Raw genomic sequence first — 18,155 nt, forward strand, 5'->3', positions numbered from 1 at the left:
CTAAGATGGCGTTCATGTACCGGCGCCCGCCGGGCCATCACTGACTGGAGAACCGACATGAACACCATCGCAACCCGGGGCACCGCCCTGATCACCGGCGCGTCATCGGGGATTGGCGCCGTCTATGCGCAGCGGCTGGCAGCGCGCGGATACGACCTCATTCTCGTGGCACGCAACCGCGAGCGGCTGGCCACGCTGGCCGCGCGACTGACGCTGGAAACCGGGCGGCATGTGCGAACGGTGGTGGCCGATCTCGGCAACCCGGAAGACGTGCGTACCGTGGAAGACGTGCTGCGCAGCGACGCCCGCATCACGTTGCTCGTCAACAATGCCGGCGTGGGTGCAACATCGGCGTTTGTCGATTCGGACATGGCCAAGATGGACGCGATGATCACGCTGAATGTGACCGCGCTTACGCACCTGGCACACGCGGTGGTGCCCGGCATGCTGGCGCGCGGCGGCGGGACCATCGTGAACATTTCGTCGATCGTCGCCGTGTCGCCGGAAACCCTCAACGGCGTGTATGGCGGGACGAAGGCCTACGTGCTGGCGCTCACGCAGTCGCTGCACCACGAGCTGGCCGGCCGTGGCGTGCGTGTGCAGGCAGTGTTGCCGGGCGCGACCAGCACCGAGTTCTGGGACGTGGCGGGCACGCCCGTGAGCCATCTGCCGCAGAACATCGTCATGACGTCTGAAGACATGGTCGACGCCGCATTGGCGGGGCTGGATCAGGGAGAACTGGTCACGATCCCGTCGCTGCCGGAGCTGGCGGACTGGAACGCGTTCGAAGGCGCGCGGCAGGCGCTGAGGCCGAACCTCTCGCGCCAGACGCCGGCGCAGCGCTACGGCGTCGGGCGGGAGGTTGCAGTGTGAGGCGGTGGAGGCCGCTCAGGGCACGATCGAGAGAAACAGGTACGACGCGAAGATCGCCACGTGCACCACGCCCTGCAGGATTGTCGTGCGGCCCTTGCCGAGCGTGAGTGCCGACACGATGAGCGTGAGCGCCAGCAGGACCATTTCCTTCGGCCCGAGCCCCAGTTCCAGCGGGCGGCCGATCCAGATGAAGACGGCGGCCACCGTGGGGATGGTCAACCCGATGCTGGCCAGCGCCGAGCCCAGCGCCAGGTTCAGGCTGGTCTGGATGCGATCGGCATTGGCGGCGCGCATGGCGGCCAGCCCTTCGGGCAGCAGCACCAGCGCGGCGATCACGATACCGACGGCTGCCGCCGGCGCTCCAGCGCTCAATAGCGCGGCTTCCACCGACGGCGACAGGATCTTGGCCAACCCGACCACGGCTACCAGCGACACCATCAGCAGCACTGCGCTGAAGGCTGCGATGCGCCCCGGCGGCGGCGGCGCATGCACGTCTTCATTCGGGCCTTCGGCGAGGAAGTAGTCTCGGTGGCGGATGGTCTGCACGATCACGAAGCACCCGTACAGCACCAGCGAGGTGATCCCGGCAAACGCAAGCTGCGACGATGTCAGCACCGGGCCCGGCGTGGAACTCGTGTAGTTGGGCAGCACCATCGTCAGCGTGACGAGTGCCGCCAGCACGGCCAGCGCGGCGTTGGCGCCCGGCGCCTGGAAGGCCTGCTCACGATGGCGCAGGCCGCCGACGAACAGGCACAGGCCCACGATGCCGTTGCAGATAATCATGACGGCGGCAAAAACGGTGTCGCGCGCCAGCCCCGCCTTCTCGGGCCCGGAAGACAGCATGACCGAGACGATCAGCGCAACCTCGATCACTGTCACGGCAATGGCCAGGACCAGCGTGCCGAAGGGTTCGCCCACCTTGTGCGCCACCACCTCGGCGTGGTGCACGGCGGCGAAGACGGCGCCGGCCAGTGCAAGCGCCATCAGCGCGATCAGCCAGCCGGGCGGGGTCATGAGCGAGCCGGCCACCAGAACCACCCACGCGAGCAGCGGGGCGGCGACCGTCCAGGCGGGCAGCTTGTTGGAAGACGGGGCCACGGAATTCTCCTTGTTGTTGCCTCAACGCCGACGGGGGCAGCGAAGGGGTGGATACGATGTGACCCGAATATAAAGCATGTGCGGAGCATTGGCCTGCACATGCACAACGCGTCATACCGTCAAAGTCGCCGGGAACCGCGTGCATCTTGGTGCTTTCTACGCATATCAGGCAGCCTGCGCGGCGTGCGGGCCCTCGCTGAGCCCCTGGGGTGCAAGGGGCAGCCGTGCTCTGAAGTGACATGTTTGGGACGAAAATTTGCATCGGCTGCGTGGAAGCTGCCGAGGCTAGAATTTTCCGCAACGCGGCGCTGAGGCTGTGGCCGGTCAAGCCAACCTGATCGCCCTGATCAGTCGCGCAACGCGCCATCGATTTTCAAAACGGAGGAGGGCATCGTGGCAGAGCAAGACAAGCAAGCAGGACGCGCACGCCGTGCGCAGGTGATGGGCGATGCGTTTGTCGAACGCGCAATGAGCGGGCTGGATGCCTTCTCGGCGCCGCTGCAGGACTGGCTCAACGAGCACGCCTGGGGCAGCACGTGGCAGCGCGAGGGCATCGATCTCAAGACGCGCAGCCTGTGCACGTGCGCGATGCTCGCCGCGCTGGGCCGCAGCACCGAGCTCAAGGGCCACGTGCGGGGCGCCATCAACAACGGCGCGACAGCGGTGGAGATCCGCGAAGTGCTGCTGCACAGCGCCATCTATGCTGGTGCGCCGGCCGCCATCGAGGCATTTCGCTCTGCACGCGAAGTGCTCAACGAACTCGGTGTGACGATCGAAGCGGAACGCTGACACGGAGCCACGTATGCCCGCCTTCATCCAGCCCGAACACGCGGTATCTGGCGCGGACGATTCCCGGCGTGCAGCTTGTGACGTTGCCTGTGGTGAGCCAGTTCGCGCCGTTGCAGCGGCCGGCGCTATTCAATGGCGCCGTGCTGGCATTCTTGCGTGGACCGGCTTAGCGGGGCGTTTGCGCAAGCGCCTCGCGTTATCCACAGAAACAGTGGGTAAGCCTGTGGATAACGATGCCTGATCGCGATACCACGCGGTTCGCCGTCCACTGCTGCCTGCGTAGGCAAAAACTGGCGAGGTGCCAAGACGTGGCGCCGATGCCGGATTCAATCCTCGCTTGAATTGGCCCCTCTTGATCGGCCCCGATTGGCTGCTTAATTGGGCGTGCCCGGCGTGGTGTACGTCGCCTTGATCGCCTTGTGGCGGGCTTCCATTTCCTGGCGCAGGGCGCGGCGCTGCTGGGCAGCTTCGAAGCGCTCCTTCTCTTCAGCGTTGGCGGGCGCCAGTGGTGGCACGTCGGCGGGTTTGCCGTCGTCGTCCACGGCCACCATGGTGAAGTAGCAGCTGTTGGTGTGGCGCACGACCTGGTTGCGGATGTTCTCCGTGACCACCTTGATGCCGATTTCCATCGACGTGCGGCCGGTGTAGTTGACCGACGCGAGGAACGTCACCAGTTCGCCCACGTGGATCGGCTGGCGGAACACCACCTGGTCCACCGACAGCGTGACGACGTAGCGGCCTGCATAGCGGCTCGCGCATGCATAGGCAACCTGGTCGAGCAGCTTGAGGATGTGGCCGCCGTGCACGTTGCCGGAAAAGTTGGCCATGTCGGGCGTCATCAGCACGGTCATGCTGAGCTGGTGGGATTGCGTATTCATGGGGGCGTTGAAACCGAAAGATGGGGGAAAGCGGGACGCAGAAATGGGTACGGAGCAGGGTGCCATTGTGCCGTGGCCGACTCACCTTGTGCTGCATTGCGCGAAATTTGGTGGCATCGCGCTACACTATCGGTTTCTGCCGCAAACGATTTTCGGCCCCGCCTGCCTTTCGATGCACCGCTTGCTGACGCGCCTCCTGCTCTGGCTGGTTGTCCTGGCACTCCCCCTGCAAGGGTTTGCCGCGACGGCCATGATGGCGCACGCCGGTGCGACGGATGACGCCGCGGTTGCCATGACCATGCCGGCGGATAACAGCGCCGTCATGTCCGACGCCTGCCACGAGCACGAAGAGGCCATGGCCGGCATGATGGCCGATGGCGACACCAAGGCCCCAACACAGTCGCACTGCAAGACCTGCCCGATCTGCGCGGCCTGTTCGCTTGGTTCGGTTGTTCCGCTGGCCGCCAGCCTTGGCGTGCCGCTGATCACGCTGCCTGCCGCCGCGCCGCGTGCAGGCTCTGTTTCCTTCCGCAGCTTCATCCCCGAAGCGCTGCAACGTCCACCCTCGATTCGCGTCTGACGCCACCAGTCCGTCCATAGAAGGTCTGGCTTCCGGTTTCACGGCCTTGGCTTTCGCCATACGTGCCGTGCGTCATCACGCTTGATCGAGGTTTCTCATGCTTTCCACACGATGGTTCGTGGCCCTGGCGCTGCTTGCGCTGGCGTCGCCATGGGCATTGGCGCAAGGTGTGTCGGCGCCTGCTGCTGCACCTGACCCCTTGAACGCGGATGCGGTAGTGCCTGCGGCCGCCGCACCGCGCACATTCGACAGCTATCACGCGTATCGCGATACGGGCCCCGCCTCCTGGCACGAGACCAACGCGGCTGTCACGCCCAAGTCGGGCGCCTCCGCGCACGATGGTCATGCGGGGCACGCGATGCCCGCGAGCGCGCCGGTCGCCTCTCCAGCCAAGCCTGCCGGCGATGCCATGCCCGGCATGCATCACCACTGAGGAGGCGCCATGTTGAACACTTCTACACGCCGCCTCGCCTTGTCCGCGCTGGCCGCGACGCTGCTGTTGGGCGGCTGCGCCACCATCACGCAAGACAGCGGCTTCAAGACCGTCGCCGATGTGGCACGCGACCGGCTCGGCAAGGACGCCACCTGGCAGCGCTCGCCCGAGGCACGCGACAGCGCCGCCCAGCGCACGCAGGAGCTGCTCGCCCAGCCGCTGACGATGGACAGTGCGGTGCAGATCGCGCTGCTGAATAACCGCGGGCTGCAGGCTTCGTACGCGGAACTCGGCCTGTCCGAAGCCGCGCTCGTGCAGGCCAGCCGCTTGCCCAATCCCGGCTTCAGCTTCAAGCGCACGCGCAGCGGCGATGATTTGTCGATCGAGCGCACGTTCTCGCTGTCGTTCCTGAGCCTGCTCACGCTACCGATGGCCGCGCGCATCGAGGGGCGCTACTTCGAGCAGACCAAGTTGCTGACCGCCAATCAGATGTTGCAGGTGGCGGCCGACACGCGCCGTGCGTACGTCAACGCTGTGGCCGCCGAGCAGTCTGCACGCTATGCCGAGCAGGTTCAGCAGGCCGCCGAGGCGGGCGCTGAATTTGCCAAACGGCTGGCCGCAGCAGGCAACTTCAGCAAGCTCAACCGCGCACGCGAGCAAGCCTTCTATGCGGAAGCGACGGCCACGCTCGCACGCACACGCCAGCAAGCACAGGCCGAGCGCGAGGCGTTGATTCGCCAGCTTGGTTTGTGGGGCGCGGACACCGGCTTCAAGCTGCCGGAGCGCCTGCCAGACCTGCCGAAGGACCGCCCGGAATTGCAGCAGATCGAGGCCTACGCGCTGCGAAACCGGCTCGATATCCAGGCCGGCAAGTTGCAGGTGGAAGGGCTCGCATCGTCGCTGGGCCTCACGCAGGCCACGCGCTTCATCAACGTGCTGGACCTCGGCTACGTGCGCAACAGCAAATCGAACGAGCCGCGCGAAACCGGCTACGAGATCGGCCTCGAGATTCCGCTATTCGACTGGGGTGGTGCCCGTGTGGCGCGCGCGCAGGCGATCTACATGCAGGCCGCCGATCAGCTTGCGGACACGGCCGTGCGCGCGCGCTCCGAAGTGCGCGAATCGTACGTGCGCTACCAGACCGCGTACGACCTCACGCGCCACTACCGCGACGAGGTCGTGCCGCTGCGCAAGACGATCTCCGACGAGATGCTGCTGCGCTACAACGGCATGCTCGTGAGCGTGTTCGAGCTGTTGGCCGATGCACGCGAGCAGGTGAATGCGGTGAACGGCTACATCGACGCGCTGCGCGGCTACTGGATCGCGCAGACCGATCTGCAGATGGCGCTGGGCGGAAAGCTGCCGCCGGCCGAAGCCCCCGCACCCACGCATCCTCAAGGACACTGAACATGGTTTCCCGACGTCAATTTCTCGGTGGCACGGGCGCGGCCATGCTGGGCGCGGCGATGGTCTCGCGCGCTGGCGCCGCCTCGTTGCCCGAAGCGCCGCTGCAATCGAAACCCGCCACGCAGCCGCCGCTCGCGCCGCCCAATGGCCGGCCCTACAACCCCGTCGTCACGCTCAATGGCTGGACGCTGCCCTGGCGTATGCGCGGCGGTTGGAAGGAGTTCCACCTCGTGGCCGAACCGGTCGAGCGCGAATTCGCGCCCGGCATGACGGGCCACCTGTGGGGCTACAACGGCCAGAGCCCAGGCCCCACGATCGAATGCGTGGAAGGCGACCGCGTGCGCATCTTCGTCACCAACAAGCTGCCCGAGCACACCACGGTGCACTGGCACGGCATGATCCTGCCCGCCGGCATGGACGGCGTGGGCGGCCTCTCGCAGCCGCACATTCCGCCCGGCAAGACCTTCGTCTACGAGTTCGAGATGAAGAAGTCCGGCACCTTCATGTACCACCCGCATTCCGACGAGATGGTGCAGATGGCGATGGGCATGATGGGCTTTATCGTCGTGCACCCCAAAGACCCCGCGCAGCATCGCGTGGACCGCGACTTCGTCTTCCTGCTCGCTGCCTACGACATCGACCCCGGCTCGTATACGCCGCGCGTGGCGGAGATGACCGACTTCAACATGTGGACGTGGAACAGCCGCGTCTTCCCCGGCATTGATCCGCTGCCCGTGCGCCTGGGCGACCGCGTGCGCATCCGCATGGGCAACCTCACGATGACGAATCACCCGATGCACGTGCACGGCCATACGTTCGAGGTGGCCGGCACGGATGGCGGCTGGGTCCAGCCCAGTGCACGCTGGCCCGAGGTGACGGTGGACATTGGCGTGGGCCAGATGCGTGCCATCGAGTTCGTTGCCGACAACCCCGGCGACTGGGCCTTCCACTGCCACAAGTCGCACCACACGATGAACGCCATGGGGCACAACGTGCCGACCATGATCGGCGTGCAGCAGAAAGACCTCGCCAAGAAGATGAATGCGCTGGTGCCCGACTACATGGGCATGGGCCAGGCCGGCATGGCCGACATGGGCGAGATGGAAATGCCGCTGCCCGACAACACCCTGCCGATGATGACAGGGCAGGGCCCCTTCGGCGCCATCGAAATGGGCGGCATGTTCACCGTGATGAAGGTGCGGCGCGATCTGCCGCGCAACAGCTACGCCGACCCCGGTTGGTACAAGCACCCCAAGGGCACCGTCGCCTACGAATACACCGGCAACGATGCCGACAACTGAACCTCTTCTGTTCTGAATACGAGATGCGAGACACGCTATGCAACGCAACCTGATCCGCTGCGCCGTTCTGGCCACGCTGATGTCGATGGCCGCCATCGCCCACGCAGCAGGCAATCACGCCGGTGGGCATGACCATGGAGATGCTGCCATCGGCGAACCTGGTGATGCCGCACACATCACGCGCACCGTGCGCGTCGACATGGCCGACACCATGCGCTTCAACCCCGCGCAGATTACCGTGCAGCGTGGTGAGACGATTCGCTTTGAAGTCATCAACAGCGGCCGCGTGCGGCACGAGATGACGCTCGGCACGCCGGCCGAGCTGCTCGCCCACGCCGAGCAGATGCGCAAACACCCGGAGATGGAACACGCCGACGGCAATGCCATCACCGTCGACCCTGGTCAGCGCGGCGAGATCATCTGGCGTTTCACCCAGGCCGGCACGGTGGACTTCGCCTGTCTGCAGCCGGGCCACTTCGAGGCCGGCATGCGTGGCGCCGTGCAGGTGCGCGCAAACCAGTCCTGAGCTTTTCTTTTTCCACTTTTGTTTCAACGAGGAGCCCAACATGTCCATTCGCCATGCCCTGATGCTGGCCGCGCTGCTAGGCGTCGCACCCCTTGTCCACGCGGCGGAAGATGCTGCTTCTGCACCGGCAGCCACAACCGCCGCACCCATGTCCGAAGGCGAGATCAAGAAGATCGACACCGTCGCCGGCAAGCTCACCATCAAGCACGGCCCGCTCGACAACCTCGGCATGGAACCGATGACGATGGTCTTCCGCGTGCAGGATCCGGCGATGCTCACGCAGGTGCACGTTGGCAGCAAGGTGCACTTTGTCGCCGAGAAGGTGAACGGCGCGCTGACCGTGACGGTGTTGGAGGCCAACTAGGCTGCTGCGTTGGTACAAGGGAAGCGGGCCGGCGCTGCCGGCGGCGGCGCGTTACACTCTTCCTCTTTGGCCGTCTTTGCACGTTTTTTCCGTCATGACCGCGTCTGTTTCTTCCACCGCCACCCACGCCCATCCGCTTTCCGATGAGCAACAAGCCTTTTTCAACGAGCACGGCTATATCGTGCTGCGCGGCTTTGCCAGTCAGCAGACGAGTGCCGCGCTGCTTGCGGCCGCACAGGACGGTCTGGCCCGAGCGGCAGCGCCGGTGGAACTGGAAACCGACGTCGGCTATGCAGGTGCACCCGCCTCGCGCGAAGCCGAAGGTGGCCAGACCGTGCGCCGCCTGCTCGATGCCGATTCGCGCGGCACGCCTTACACCGAATGGGCGCGTGACCCACACGTGGCCGGTGCGATTGCGCAGTTGATCGGCGGCCCGGTGCACCTTTCGCTTGCGCACCACAATTGCGTGATGACGAAGCACCCGGCGTTCGGCACCGCCACGCATTGGCACCGCGACAGCCGCTACTGGTCGTTCGCGCGTAACGAACTGGTGTCGTCATGGCTGGCGCTGGTGGAAGAGACGGTCGACAACGGCTGCCTGTGGGTCATTCCCGGCAGCCACAAGCTGGAGCTGCCCGCAGACCGTTTTGACGCCAAGCTGTTCCTGCGGCAGGAACTGCCCGAGAACCGCGCCCTGATCGACACGGCCCGCCCCGTGCCGCTGTTGCCCGGCGACGTGCTGCTTTTCCACTGCAACACGTTCCATGCGGCGCGCGCCAACCAGACGGGTGCGGTCAAATTTTCGGCGGTGTTTACCTATTACGGCCCAGGGAATTACCCGATGCCCGGCACGCGATCGTCCGCACGGCCTGATCCGCTGGTCGGTTGACGTTGGCCCTCCCCCATTTGTAGGTGGGCGGCGGACAGATTTGTGTCACGCGCCTTTGCTAAGGTGGACTTTCAATAATGACGAGACGGGGAAACCACCATGCCAATTCAGGAAGTGACACACGGAGCGCATGTCATCTTCATCGATCCGTTGCAACGCGATGATCGTCGTTGGACGGCTCGTTTCCAGGTCTGCCGCGCTGGCCATATCGTGTGCGATTGGGAAGACGTGGAGATGCCGGAAGGGTTTATCTCGGCCCAGCTTGCCTTAAGCGCCAGTGTGCTGTTGGCGGAACACCGATTGTCCAGCTTGCCGCACTAGCCTCGGTCAAACAAAAACGCCCGCCTTCCCCAGCGGGCGTTTCTGTTTCTACATGCGTGTTTGTTGCGCTTGCCGCGGCCGTGGTGGCCGGTTCGATGCCCCTAGTCGCGGCGTTTGCGCCCCGTCTAGCGCACTTGGCGGCCGAGGCTCGGCTCAAGTGCGGCTCAGGGGCGACCTCGCCGTCAAAGCGGATGCGTGAGCAGGCTATAGACGGTGCGCACGCCGCTCACGTAGTTGCCCATGCGCAGGTTCTCGTTGGCGGCATGCTGGTTGTTGTCGGCATTGACCAGCGGAATGATCGCGAAGGGCACCTGCAGCACGCCCACGATCTCGGCGGTAGGCACGGTCCCGCCCATCATGCGGATGCGGACCGGTGCAGGCGCAGTGCCAAACGTGTCCGTCAGCGACTGATAGGCCCATTTACCAACGGCTGAATCGATCGGTGAGCCGGCGGCGTCGGCGCCTTCGCTCTGGTACGAGAAGCTGGCGAGCTTGTCGTAGCGGCTGCGTTCTTCGTCCGTCGGCGTGGTCTTCACGAGGTGGTAGCCCTGGCGCACGATGTGCTGTTCGATCAGCTTGCCGAGGTAGGCTGCGCTGGAGTCTGGCGTGGTGCGCAGGTCCAGCTCGGCGACGGCCTTGTCAGGCACGATGTTCGCCACCTTGTCGCCCACCGCGGCGGCGGCCATGCCGCGTACGTTCAATGACGGGTACTGCATCGCCTCCTGGTAATTGGCGCCAACCTTGTCCGCATGCGCAATGCCCAGGCGCTTGGTCAGCGCGGCCTCGTCGTCGGGCACGGCGGCCATGACCTTGCGGTCGGCCTCGCTGATCTTGACGTGGTCGTAGTAGCCCGGGATGGTCACGCGGCCATCGTCGTTCTTCATCGTTGCCAGCAGGCTCGCCAGCCGCTGCGCCGGGTTGGGCGCGTAGTTGCCGTAGTGCCCGCTGTGCAACGGCACCTTGCCCCCGTAGACGGTGAGTTTGGCATCGGCCGCGCCGCGGTTGCCGAAAATCAGCGTCGGCAGGTTGGTCGCGTGCATGGGGCCGTCGTGGATGACGATGGCATCGCAGCGCAGCAGGTCACGGTTTGTCTGCATGATCTTGCTGATCGACGGCGAACCTTTCTCTTCCTCGCTGTCGAGGATCACCTTGACGTTGACTGCGGGCTGGCCGCCTGTGGCCTTCAGCGCGTCGATGGCGGCCAGCATCATCATGATCGGGCCCTTGTCGTCGGCCGAAGCGCGGCCGAACACACGCCACTCGGGGTCCAGCGGCCCCTTGAAGAGTTGCGCCGAATCGATCTCCTCCCAGTTGCCCTGCGCCGTCTTGTGCTTGAGCACGGGCGTCCACGGGCTCTTCTGCGCCCACTGCGTGGGGATCACCGGCTGGCCGTCCATGTGCATGTAGAACAGCACGGTCTTGCGCGCGGCATCGGGGTTGGGCAGCTCGGCAAAGAGCATTGGTTTGCCGTTGTTCGCCAACTGCTTTGTCGTGAAGCCGCGTTTGCGGAACGCCTGTTCGAGCCAGTCGGCGTTCTTCCGGATGTCTTCCGGCGCGATGGCGTCGTTGGGCAGCGACAGCACCTCGAAGTATTCGCGGTACGTGCCTTGTGCGTAGCGCTCGGCATCCGCCGCCGAGAGATCAGCGGCGTTGGCCAGGCCGGCGGCACCGAGCATCAACGCGGGAAGCAACGCCAGCCGGCGCGGAGTTTGAAGCGAGAGGGTGTTGCGTGCTGTGCAGTGGCGGGGCATGAAGAGGCTCGGCGGGTCGACGTTCGGTAGCAGTGTGGGGAGATGACACCTTTTTGACAATTGAAATTTTCTTGGGATACCTTTGCGATTTATGCAATGCTCTGGCGTCTGCCCACTTCGTCCATGTTGTCCCATCGTCTGCAGGAAACGTCCCTGCGCTATTTCCTCGAGGTCGTGCGCAGTGGCTCATTGACGGAGGCGGCGGCGCGTCTGCATGTCAGTGCATCGGCCATCAGCCGGCAAGTGGCAATCCTGGAAGAACAGTTGGGTGTGCCGCTGTTCGAGCGGCAGCCGCGCGGCATGACGCCCAGCGCGGCGGGTGAGCTGCTGGCCGCGCACGCATTGCGCGAAGCGCTGGAGGCCGAGCGCGTGGTCGCGGAGATTCAGGGCTTGCAGGGGCTGCAACGTGGGCGGGTGCGCATTGCCTGCTCCGACGGCTTTGCGATTGAGTTCGTGCCGCGCGTCATCGCGGCGTTTCGCGAGCGGCATCCGGGCATCCAGTTCGATCTCCGGGCCGAAGAACCCTTGCGCGTGACGGAGGCGGTATTGCGCGGCGACGTCGATATCGGCCTCACCTACAGCCGTGCCGCGGTGCAGGGCATTCGGGTGGAGTATCAGCAGCGTGCTTCGGTGTTCGCGATCATGCGGCCCGACCACGCGTTGGCGAAGCTCCAGAGTGTGACGCTCGCGCAGATGCACCCGTTTCCGATCGCGCTGTCAGGGCCGGACAACACGGTGCGCCAGTTGTTCGACATGGGAAGCAGCCATCGCGGGCTCGTGTTCGAGCCAGTGCTCGTCAGCAACCGCTTCGACGGTCTCCTGAGCTTTGTGCTGTACGGCGGCGGGCTGGCCATTGCGGGGGAGATTACCGTGCGCGATCGCGTGCAGCGTGGCGAATTGCATGCCGCAGAGATTCGCGAACGCGGCATGCGCGGGCGGGCGGTCGAGCTTCAGACGCTGGCGGGCCGCACGTTGCCCGAGGTGGTGCGCGTCTTTCTGGAGTTCCTGCGCCAGGCGCTGCCGGCGCAGGACTAACGCCAGGGCCTAGCGGAACGCCGGCTCGTCAAAGCTGCGCAGCTTGCGCGAATGCAGCGCCTCCACGCCGCTCTCGCGCAGCAGGCGCACGGCCTCCATGCCGATGTCCAAGTGCTGGCTCACGCGCTGGCGATAGAACAGGTTGGCCATGCCGCGCAGCTTCAACTCGCCGTGCAGCGGCTTGTCCGACACGCACAGCAGGGTGCCGTACGGCACGCGCAGGCGGAAGCCGTTGGCGGCAATCGTGGCACTTTCCATGTCGATGGCAATCGCGCGCGACTGGTTGAAGCGGCTGTACAGCGCTTGGTACTTCAGCTCCCAGTTGCGGTCGTCGGTGGAGACCACGGTGCCGGTGCGCATGCGCGATTTCATGTCGGCTCCCGAGAGGCCGGTGATGCGCGCCACGGCTTCCTGCAGCGCCACCTGGATCTCGGCGATGGGCGGTACGGGCACCCACGGCGGCAGGTCCTGGTCGAGCACGTGGTCGTCGCGCACATAGGCGTGGGCGAGCACGTAGTCGCCGAGTTGCTGCGAACGGCGTAGGCCGCCGCAGTGACCGATCATCATCCAGCAGTGCGGGCGCAGCACGGCCAGGTGGTCGGTGATGGTCTTGGCGTTGGACGGGCCCACGCCAATGTTCACCAGCGTCACGCCCAGGCGGTCTTCGCGCACCAGGTGGTACGCGGGCATCTGCGGCAGGCCTTTGATGCGGTGGGAGTCGTCCGGGGCGGGCGTGCCGAGTTCGTGCTCGGTGTCTCCGGGTTCGACAAAGCGGATGTAGCCCTCGTCGTTGCCGTCTTCCATGAGCTTGCGGCCGAGCGCGGCAAACTCATCCACATAGCGCTGGTAGTTGGTGAACAGCACGAAGCGCTGGAAGTGCTTCGGGTGCGTGGCGGTGTAGTGGTACAGCCGCTGCAGGGCCAGGTCGACACGCTCTGCGCTGAACATCGATAGCGGCTGCGGTTCATCGCCGATCGGGCGATAGGTGCCGTTGGCGATGGAGTCGTCGATCATCGACAGATCGGGCAGCGTGAACGCGCCGCCGAGCGCGCGCGCCTGTTCGGGCGTGATGTCTACCGTCGATGCTTCTACGACGAACGGCAGCGGGATCGGCCGGTTGCTCACGCCCACCACCACGGGGCTGTTGTGATAGTGCAGCAGCCGCTCGATCTGCACACGGTAGTAATCGCGGAAGAGGTCTGGCCGCGTGAGCGTGGTGCCGTACACGCCCGGATACGCCACCGTGCCCCACGCCGGCCGCGCGTCGCTCACCAGCGTTTTCGGGTCGACGGTGATGCCGAGGTAGGGGTAGCAGGCGGCGATGTCTTCGCTGCAGTCTTCACCGCGCGCGAACGCATGGAAGCGGTCGCGGACCATCTGCGCGGAGCGCTCGTAGATGGCGGTGATGCGCTCGACGGCGGTGCTGGCATCGGTGCAGATGGCCAGGTCGTGCGCGGGATAGAGATGGGCGGTGGCGCGGGTATCGGTCATGCTCTGATGATACCGACGTTTTATGAACGCAAGATAGCGGTGTGGCTAGGTCACGGCATCCGCCACGGGGCGCAGGCGCCAGCGCAGGAAGCGCTCCCAGGTCGACATTTCGCCGTGCGCCCGCGTGGGCTTGCGCAGCCAGTGGGGCAGGGCCTCAATGCCGCTGCACAGCAGGAAATACAGCACCGCCACCGCGCCGAACACTTCAGCCGGATACGCCACCGTGCGGTTGTTGACCTGGCTGGCGGCGGTGGACAGCTCCACGACGCCCACGATGTAGGCCAGCGACGTGTCCTTGACGGTCGATACCCACTGGTTGGCCAGCGACGGCAGCATGATGCGCCACGCCTGCGGCAGCACGATGGTCAGCAACGCCTGCGTGGGCGACATGCCTAGCGCCAGCGCCGCGCTGCGCTGGCCGACGCCGACGGCGCGCAGGCCAGCTTCCATGCTTTGCGCGATGTAGGCCGCGCCCACGGCCGCCAATGCCGCGACCACGGTGGCGGTTTCGGGCACCGCCACGCCGAGCGCCATCGGGATCAGGAAATAGGCCCAGAACATCAGCATCAGTACGGGGATGGCGCGCAGCATGGCCAGCAGCCCGCGCAGCAGACGCGCCAGCCAGCGCAGGGTGGGCGTGGCGCCCAGCCTGTCCAGCAGCAGCGCAGCGCCAACGCCGAATGCCGTGGCTGCCACGCAGCCCCATAGCGCCATCCACAGCGTGAGTGCCGCCCCCGCCAGCGGTCCATTCGGATACGGGCCGACCAGCAGGTAGCGCAGGTGCAGCAGCATGGCTTCCATCGTCATGCCGCGGCTCCACCAGCCAGCGGCGCCGATGCAGATGCCCACCCGAGCCGTCGTAGCACCAGCGGGGCACCCCATTGCAGCAGCAGGATCACCCCGGCATACAGCACAGTTGCCACGGCAAACGCCTGGAAGGCGAGCAGCGTGTCGGTTTCCACCTGCCGCGCGCTGTACGAAAGCTCCGCCAGCCCGATGCCCATGGCCAGCGAGGTGTTCTTGATGGTGTTGGCGCATTGCCCCAGCAGCGGCAGCGCCGACACACGCAACGCCTGCGGCAGCACCACGCGCAGGAAGGCCGCGCGCGGCGTGAAACCGAGCGACAACGCCGCCTCGCGCTGCCCGCGCGGCACGGCGCGAATGCCGGCGCGCAGCTCTTCCGAGAAGAACGCGCCCGCATACAGGGCAACGCCAAAGGCGGCCGAGAGGAATTCAAACGAAGGCGCGGGCACCCGCCAGCTGCCGAACGTGATGCCGCTCCACCCTGTGATGGCGCCGACCACGTTTTCGCCCAGCAACTGCGCCGCGCCGAAATACCAGAAGAACAGCTGCACCAGCAGCGGTGTCTTGCGCAGGAAGGCCACCAGCCCGCGCGCGGGCAGATGCAGCCACGACAGGGCGCTGGCGCGCAGCGCCGTCAGCAGCAGGCCGATGGCCAACCCGCCCGCGATGGCGGCAGCGGACACCAGCAGCGTCATCCCGAAACCCTCCAGCATCCAGCCGAGATAACGCGGCGGCAGGGGCTGGAGGAGGGCCGGCAGGCTCAAGCTCACTTGGTGCTGCCGATGATGAAGTCGCGCGGCAGCGGGGCGGCGCTCTTCGGGCCGAACCAGCGGTCGTAGATGCGGCCGGCGGTGCCGTCCTTCTCCAGGCCCTGCAGAATCTGGTCGATGGTGGCGGTCAGTTGCGTCTCGCCCTTGGGCACGCCGATGCCCATGGTTTCACGCGTGAGCACGAACGGCGAGATCTCCAGTTCATTGCGGTTGGGCAGCGTGGCCAGCAGCGCGCCGAGCTTGGCGCCGTCCTGCGCAAACGCCTGGATGGCGCCGGTGCGCAGGGCGGTGAGCGCCAGCGGCGAATCGTCATAGGCAATCACGCGGGCGTTGGCGTAGCCCGCGCGCAGGGTGGTTTCCTGCGTGGTGCCCTTGTCGACGCCCAGGCGGATGCCATCCTTCTTCAGATCGTCCGGCTGCTTGAGGAAGCCCTTCTTGGCGATGAACTGCAGGCCGCTCGCGAAGTACGGCGTGCTGAAGTCGATCTGCTTCTTGCGCTCGTCGGTGATGGTGAAGTTGGCGGCCACAATGTCGACCTTGCCCGAGGTGAGCAGCGGCACGCGGTTGGCCGGGTTGGTGGCGCGCAGCTCGAGCTTCACGCCCAGCTTTTTGGCGATTTCCTGCGCGTAGTCCACATCCAGGCCGACCGGCTGGCCAGTCTTGGCGTCGGCATAGCCGAAGGGCGGATTGGCGTCGAACACGCCCACGCGCAGCACGCCCGCCTTTTTGATGTCGTCCAGCCTGTCGGCCCGGGCCGCAGGCACGTGCAGCACAGCGACTGCCAGCGCCGCCCCGATGACCACCCCTGCCGCTTGCCGCGACGATTTTGCCAACCCCTGCGCGAGAACCCGCAACGAGAAACGCTCCGAAAAACCTGCTCGCATGACAACTCCCCTGAAGATTTTTGAGGCCCCAGCGTAGGGTGGATGCTGCATCGCGCAAACGAATTCGTTGGCAGATCGATATGCGCCCACATGAACGCAATGCCGTGAAGAACCGCACTGGCCTTCAGTTTTTACATTTCCGGCCGTTTACGACTTGACAGGTGATCCGGCACGCACCGTGGAGTCACCCGTCCGACACCCGTGCCCGATACACTGCAGGCACAACGAACCAACGGGGAGCGACCGTGAATCAACCGGCTGGCGACAGCCCCTGCCGGCATCGCCATGCGCGCGGGGAGTGCCGATCATGCTGATCGCCGCACTGGCCTGCGCTGCACTCGTTTCGATCGCGCTGATCGGTCTGTCATGGTCGCGCCGCGACGACACCGAAGTCTCCGCCTTCATGCTGCTGGCGCTCGGCACCGCACTTTGGAGCGGTGCGCGCCTCATGGAGGTCGTCACGTTCGACATGCCCGTGCGCGTGGGCTGGGCCAAGGTGGCGTACATCGGGATCATGATGGTGCCGGCCGCGTGGCTGCGCATGGTGATCGGCCTGACGCGACCGGAGTTCAACGCCTTGCCGATCGTGCGTGCCGGCTGGGTGCTGGCGTTGCTGGTTGCCGCCGGGTTCATCGGGCTGGTTGCTACCAATGAGCTGCACCACCTGGTGTGGCTTGACGCGCGTTTCGTGGTCATCGACGGCGTCAAGCGCGCGGTGTTCGACCACGGGCCGGTCTTTTGGGTCGGTACCGCCTACAACTACGTGCTGCTGGCGATTAGCCTGCTGCTGCTGACGCTGCCCGCCACCGACGCCGTGAGCCCGCTGTACGCCGCGTCACGCACGCGCGTGCGGCTCGCGCTTGTGGTCGGGCAAATGCTGCCGCTGGTGGCGCATCTTGCGTACTTGCAGCGCTGGACCACCGCGCTGGGCGGTGACCTCACGCCCGCCACGTTTGCCGTCGGCACCACCTTGCTCGGCTGGATCGTGCTGCGGCCGCGCCTGCACGACACCGCCGCCTATGCGCGCGGCAAGATCATCGAAGCCATGCGCGACGGCTGCATCGTGCTGGCGCGCGACGGCACCATCGCCAGCATCAACGCCGCCGCACGCTATCTGCTGCCGACCGCGACGATGCATGTGCAGCCGCCGGCCGTGCTGGATGTGCCGACGATCCTGCGCGAGTTCGAGCGCACGCGCCTGCCCAACCGGCATCAGGTCTGGCTGCCCGACACCGGGCGCACGCTGGAGGTGACGCTGGAGGGCCTGACCGACGCACGCGGGCGCCATGCAGGCGTCTTCCTGCTGCTGCGCGATGTGACGGTCGAACAATTGCAGCGCGCCGGCATGGCCAGTGCCCAGGATGCACTGCGTGGCGAGCTGCAGCGCACGCGGGCCTTGCTGAGCCTGCTCGAGAACGACGTCAACCGCGACGCGCTCACGCACCTGTTCAACCGCCGCTTTTTCGAGACGCAGGCGCCCCGCCTGCTCGACCACGCGCGCCGCGAAGACCGCCCAGTCACACTGGCGCTGTTCGACATCGATTGCTTCAAGCAATACAACGACACCTACGGCCACCTGCAAGGCGACGACTGCCTGCGCCTGGTGGCAGATACGCTCGGCATGGCTTGCCGCCACCCCGACGATTTCATCGCCCGCGTAGGCGGCGAGGAATTCGTCGCCATGCTGTTCGACCTGAGCCGCGACGAAGGGCGCCAGATCGTGGCGCGTGCAGTGGCCGCGCTGGCAGAACGGATGCTGCCGCATGCCGCATCCGTCGTGGCACCGTATGTGACGCTCTCTGCTGGCGCCGTCACGCTCACGCCGAGCGACGAACGCATGGACGTGCTGTTCGAGCGCGCCGATGCCGCGCTCTACGAGGCCAAGCGCAATGGGCGCAATACGTTCCGCTTTTACCAGCCCGCGCCGGGGCTGCGGAGCATTTCCGCTGCGGAGTGACGCG

The 18,155-nt window shown here is 66.0% G+C and carries 19 protein-coding genes; 12 read left to right on the plus strand and 7 right to left on the minus strand.

The window, feature by feature from the left end:
- Window positions 1-57: 57 nt before the first annotated feature.
- Window positions 58-873, plus strand: coding sequence for an SDR family NAD(P)-dependent oxidoreductase (locus NG900_RS13640; protein WP_252681150.1), 816 nt, complete (start codon window positions 58-60; stop codon window positions 871-873).
- A gap of 15 nt (window positions 874-888) precedes the next feature.
- On the opposite strand, the gene NG900_RS13645 is transcribed toward NG900_RS13640, so the two are convergent.
- Window positions 889-1,971: a calcium:cation antiporter gene (locus tag NG900_RS13645; RefSeq protein WP_252681153.1), complete on the minus strand. Its 1,083-nt coding sequence runs from the start codon at window positions 1,969-1,971 to the stop codon at window positions 889-891.
- Between the two features lie 393 nt (window positions 1,972-2,364).
- Between NG900_RS13645 and NG900_RS13650 the strand changes: the two genes are divergently transcribed.
- The gene (locus NG900_RS13650) at window positions 2,365-2,760 is read left to right on the plus strand and encodes a carboxymuconolactone decarboxylase family protein (protein WP_252681155.1); all 396 of its coding nucleotides are present in this window, start codon (window positions 2,365-2,367) and stop codon (window positions 2,758-2,760) included.
- Between the two features lie 374 nt (window positions 2,761-3,134).
- Here the strand turns inward: NG900_RS13650 and NG900_RS13660 are convergent, their stop codons facing one another.
- Complete coding sequence (locus NG900_RS13660) at window positions 3,135-3,638, minus strand: acyl-CoA thioesterase (protein WP_252681158.1); 504 nt, start codon at window positions 3,636-3,638, stop codon at window positions 3,135-3,137.
- Here NG900_RS13660 and NG900_RS13665 point away from each other — a divergent pair.
- The 8 genes from NG900_RS13665 (at window position 3,586) to NG900_RS13700 (ending at window position 9,459) form a co-directional block, all read left to right on the plus strand.
- Window positions 3,586-4,218, plus strand: coding sequence for a DUF2946 family protein (locus NG900_RS13665; protein ID WP_252681160.1), 633 nt, complete (start codon window positions 3,586-3,588; stop codon window positions 4,216-4,218). The genes NG900_RS13660 and NG900_RS13665 overlap by 53 nt on opposite strands.
- Before the next feature lie 97 nt (window positions 4,219-4,315).
- Window positions 4,316-4,651 (plus strand): hypothetical protein, encoded by a 336-nt coding sequence (locus NG900_RS13670; protein WP_252681163.1) that lies wholly within the window; start codon window positions 4,316-4,318, stop codon window positions 4,649-4,651.
- 9 nt (window positions 4,652-4,660) lie between these two features.
- Window positions 4,661-6,058 carry a TolC family protein gene (locus NG900_RS13675; RefSeq protein ID WP_252681166.1) on the plus strand — a complete coding sequence of 466 codons (1,398 nt, stop codon included), beginning with the start codon at window positions 4,661-4,663 and terminating at the stop codon, window positions 6,056-6,058.
- 2 nt (window positions 6,059-6,060) lie between these two features.
- Window positions 6,061-7,359 (plus strand): copper oxidase, encoded by a 1,299-nt coding sequence (locus NG900_RS13680; RefSeq protein ID WP_252681169.1) that lies wholly within the window; start codon window positions 6,061-6,063, stop codon window positions 7,357-7,359.
- 37 nt (window positions 7,360-7,396) lie between these two features.
- Window positions 7,397-7,885, plus strand: a complete 489-nt coding sequence (locus NG900_RS13685; RefSeq protein ID WP_252681171.1) for a cupredoxin domain-containing protein — start codon at window positions 7,397-7,399, stop codon at window positions 7,883-7,885.
- Window positions 7,886-7,925: 40 nt separating this feature from the next.
- The gene (locus tag NG900_RS13690; protein ID WP_252681174.1) at window positions 7,926-8,249 is read left to right on the plus strand and encodes a copper-binding protein; all 324 of its coding nucleotides are present in this window, start codon (window positions 7,926-7,928) and stop codon (window positions 8,247-8,249) included.
- A 94-nt stretch (window positions 8,250-8,343) separates the two neighbouring features.
- Window positions 8,344-9,138, plus strand: coding sequence for a phytanoyl-CoA dioxygenase family protein (locus NG900_RS13695; protein WP_252681176.1), 795 nt, complete (start codon window positions 8,344-8,346; stop codon window positions 9,136-9,138).
- A gap of 99 nt (window positions 9,139-9,237) precedes the next feature.
- Window positions 9,238-9,459 carry a hypothetical protein gene (locus NG900_RS13700; RefSeq protein ID WP_252681179.1) on the plus strand — a complete coding sequence of 74 codons (222 nt, stop codon included), beginning with the start codon at window positions 9,238-9,240 and terminating at the stop codon, window positions 9,457-9,459.
- Between the two features lie 182 nt (window positions 9,460-9,641).
- Here the strand turns inward: NG900_RS13700 and NG900_RS13705 are convergent, their stop codons facing one another.
- Window positions 9,642-11,135 carry a M20/M25/M40 family metallo-hydrolase gene (locus tag NG900_RS13705; RefSeq protein WP_420804158.1) on the minus strand — a complete coding sequence of 498 codons (1,494 nt, stop codon included), beginning with the start codon at window positions 11,133-11,135 and terminating at the stop codon, window positions 9,642-9,644.
- A gap of 198 nt (window positions 11,136-11,333) precedes the next feature.
- Between NG900_RS13705 and NG900_RS13710 the strand changes: the two genes are divergently transcribed.
- On the plus strand, window positions 11,334-12,245 hold the full coding sequence (locus NG900_RS13710; RefSeq protein ID WP_252681184.1) for a LysR family transcriptional regulator: 912 nt from the start codon (window positions 11,334-11,336) through the stop codon (window positions 12,243-12,245).
- Between the two features lie 9 nt (window positions 12,246-12,254).
- Here NG900_RS13710 and NG900_RS13715 read toward each other — a convergent pair whose 3' ends face one another.
- The 4 genes from NG900_RS13715 to NG900_RS13730 are packed head-to-tail and all read right to left on the minus strand — an operon-like array spanning window position 12,255 to window position 16,194.
- Window positions 12,255-13,736, minus strand: a complete 1,482-nt coding sequence (locus NG900_RS13715) for an AMP nucleosidase (RefSeq protein WP_252681187.1) — start codon at window positions 13,734-13,736, stop codon at window positions 12,255-12,257.
- A 45-nt stretch (window positions 13,737-13,781) separates the two neighbouring features.
- A complete protein-coding gene (locus NG900_RS13720; RefSeq protein ID WP_252681190.1) occupies window positions 13,782-14,543 on the minus strand; it encodes an amino acid ABC transporter permease in 762 nt (253 codons plus the stop codon).
- Window positions 14,540-15,253: an amino acid ABC transporter permease gene (locus NG900_RS13725; protein WP_252682133.1), complete on the minus strand. Its 714-nt coding sequence runs from the start codon at window positions 15,251-15,253 to the stop codon at window positions 14,540-14,542. Before NG900_RS13725 ends, NG900_RS13720 begins: the two co-directional genes overlap by 4 nt.
- Before the next feature lie 53 nt (window positions 15,254-15,306).
- On the minus strand, window positions 15,307-16,194 hold the full coding sequence (locus NG900_RS13730) for an ABC transporter substrate-binding protein (protein ID WP_252681192.1): 888 nt from the start codon (window positions 16,192-16,194) through the stop codon (window positions 15,307-15,309).
- A 307-nt stretch (window positions 16,195-16,501) separates the two neighbouring features.
- Here NG900_RS13730 and NG900_RS13735 point away from each other — a divergent pair, with 307 nt between their 5' ends.
- Complete coding sequence (locus tag NG900_RS13735) at window positions 16,502-18,151, plus strand: GGDEF domain-containing protein (RefSeq protein ID WP_252681195.1); 1,650 nt, start codon at window positions 16,502-16,504, stop codon at window positions 18,149-18,151.
- The last annotated feature ends 4 nt before the right edge of the window (window positions 18,152-18,155 follow it).

This window comes from Ralstonia soli, assembly GCF_023955655.1.
Taxonomy (GTDB): Bacteria; Pseudomonadota; Gammaproteobacteria; order Burkholderiales; family Burkholderiaceae; genus Ralstonia; species Ralstonia soli.

Excerpts from the sequence above, each read along its gene's own strand:
- NG900_RS13640 (WP_252681150.1), top strand. The coding sequence starts at position 58 with ATGAACACCATCGCAACCCGGGGCACCGCCCTGATCACCGGCGCGTCA.
- NG900_RS13665 (WP_252681160.1), top strand. The coding sequence starts at position 3,586 with ATGTCGGGCGTCATCAGCACGGTCATGCTGAGCTGGTGGGATTGCGTA.
- NG900_RS13660 (WP_252681158.1), bottom strand. The coding sequence starts at position 3,638 with ATGAATACGCAATCCCACCAGCTCAGCATGACCGTGCTGATGACGCCC.
- NG900_RS13670 (WP_252681163.1), top strand. The coding sequence starts at position 4,316 with ATGCTTTCCACACGATGGTTCGTGGCCCTGGCGCTGCTTGCGCTGGCG.
- NG900_RS13675 (WP_252681166.1), top strand. The coding sequence starts at position 4,661 with ATGTTGAACACTTCTACACGCCGCCTCGCCTTGTCCGCGCTGGCCGCG.
- NG900_RS13680 (WP_252681169.1), top strand. The coding sequence starts at position 6,061 with ATGGTTTCCCGACGTCAATTTCTCGGTGGCACGGGCGCGGCCATGCTG.
- NG900_RS13685 (WP_252681171.1), top strand. The coding sequence starts at position 7,397 with ATGCAACGCAACCTGATCCGCTGCGCCGTTCTGGCCACGCTGATGTCG.
- NG900_RS13690 (WP_252681174.1), top strand. The coding sequence starts at position 7,926 with ATGTCCATTCGCCATGCCCTGATGCTGGCCGCGCTGCTAGGCGTCGCA.
- NG900_RS13695 (WP_252681176.1), top strand. The coding sequence starts at position 8,344 with ATGACCGCGTCTGTTTCTTCCACCGCCACCCACGCCCATCCGCTTTCC.
- NG900_RS13700 (WP_252681179.1), top strand. The coding sequence starts at position 9,238 with ATGCCAATTCAGGAAGTGACACACGGAGCGCATGTCATCTTCATCGAT.
- NG900_RS13705 (WP_420804158.1), bottom strand. The coding sequence starts at position 11,135 with ATGCTCGGTGCCGCCGGCCTGGCCAACGCCGCTGATCTCTCGGCGGCG.
- NG900_RS13710 (WP_252681184.1), top strand. The coding sequence starts at position 11,334 with ATGTTGTCCCATCGTCTGCAGGAAACGTCCCTGCGCTATTTCCTCGAG.
- NG900_RS13715 (WP_252681187.1), bottom strand. The coding sequence starts at position 13,736 with ATGACCGATACCCGCGCCACCGCCCATCTCTATCCCGCGCACGACCTG.
- NG900_RS13720 (WP_252681190.1), bottom strand. The coding sequence starts at position 14,543 with ATGACGATGGAAGCCATGCTGCTGCACCTGCGCTACCTGCTGGTCGGC.
- NG900_RS13725 (WP_252682133.1), bottom strand. The coding sequence starts at position 15,253 with ATGCTGGAGGGTTTCGGGATGACGCTGCTGGTGTCCGCTGCCGCCATC.
- NG900_RS13730 (WP_252681192.1), bottom strand. The coding sequence starts at position 16,194 with ATGCGAGCAGGTTTTTCGGAGCGTTTCTCGTTGCGGGTTCTCGCGCAG.
- NG900_RS13735 (WP_252681195.1), top strand. The coding sequence starts at position 16,502 with ATGCTGATCGCCGCACTGGCCTGCGCTGCACTCGTTTCGATCGCGCTG.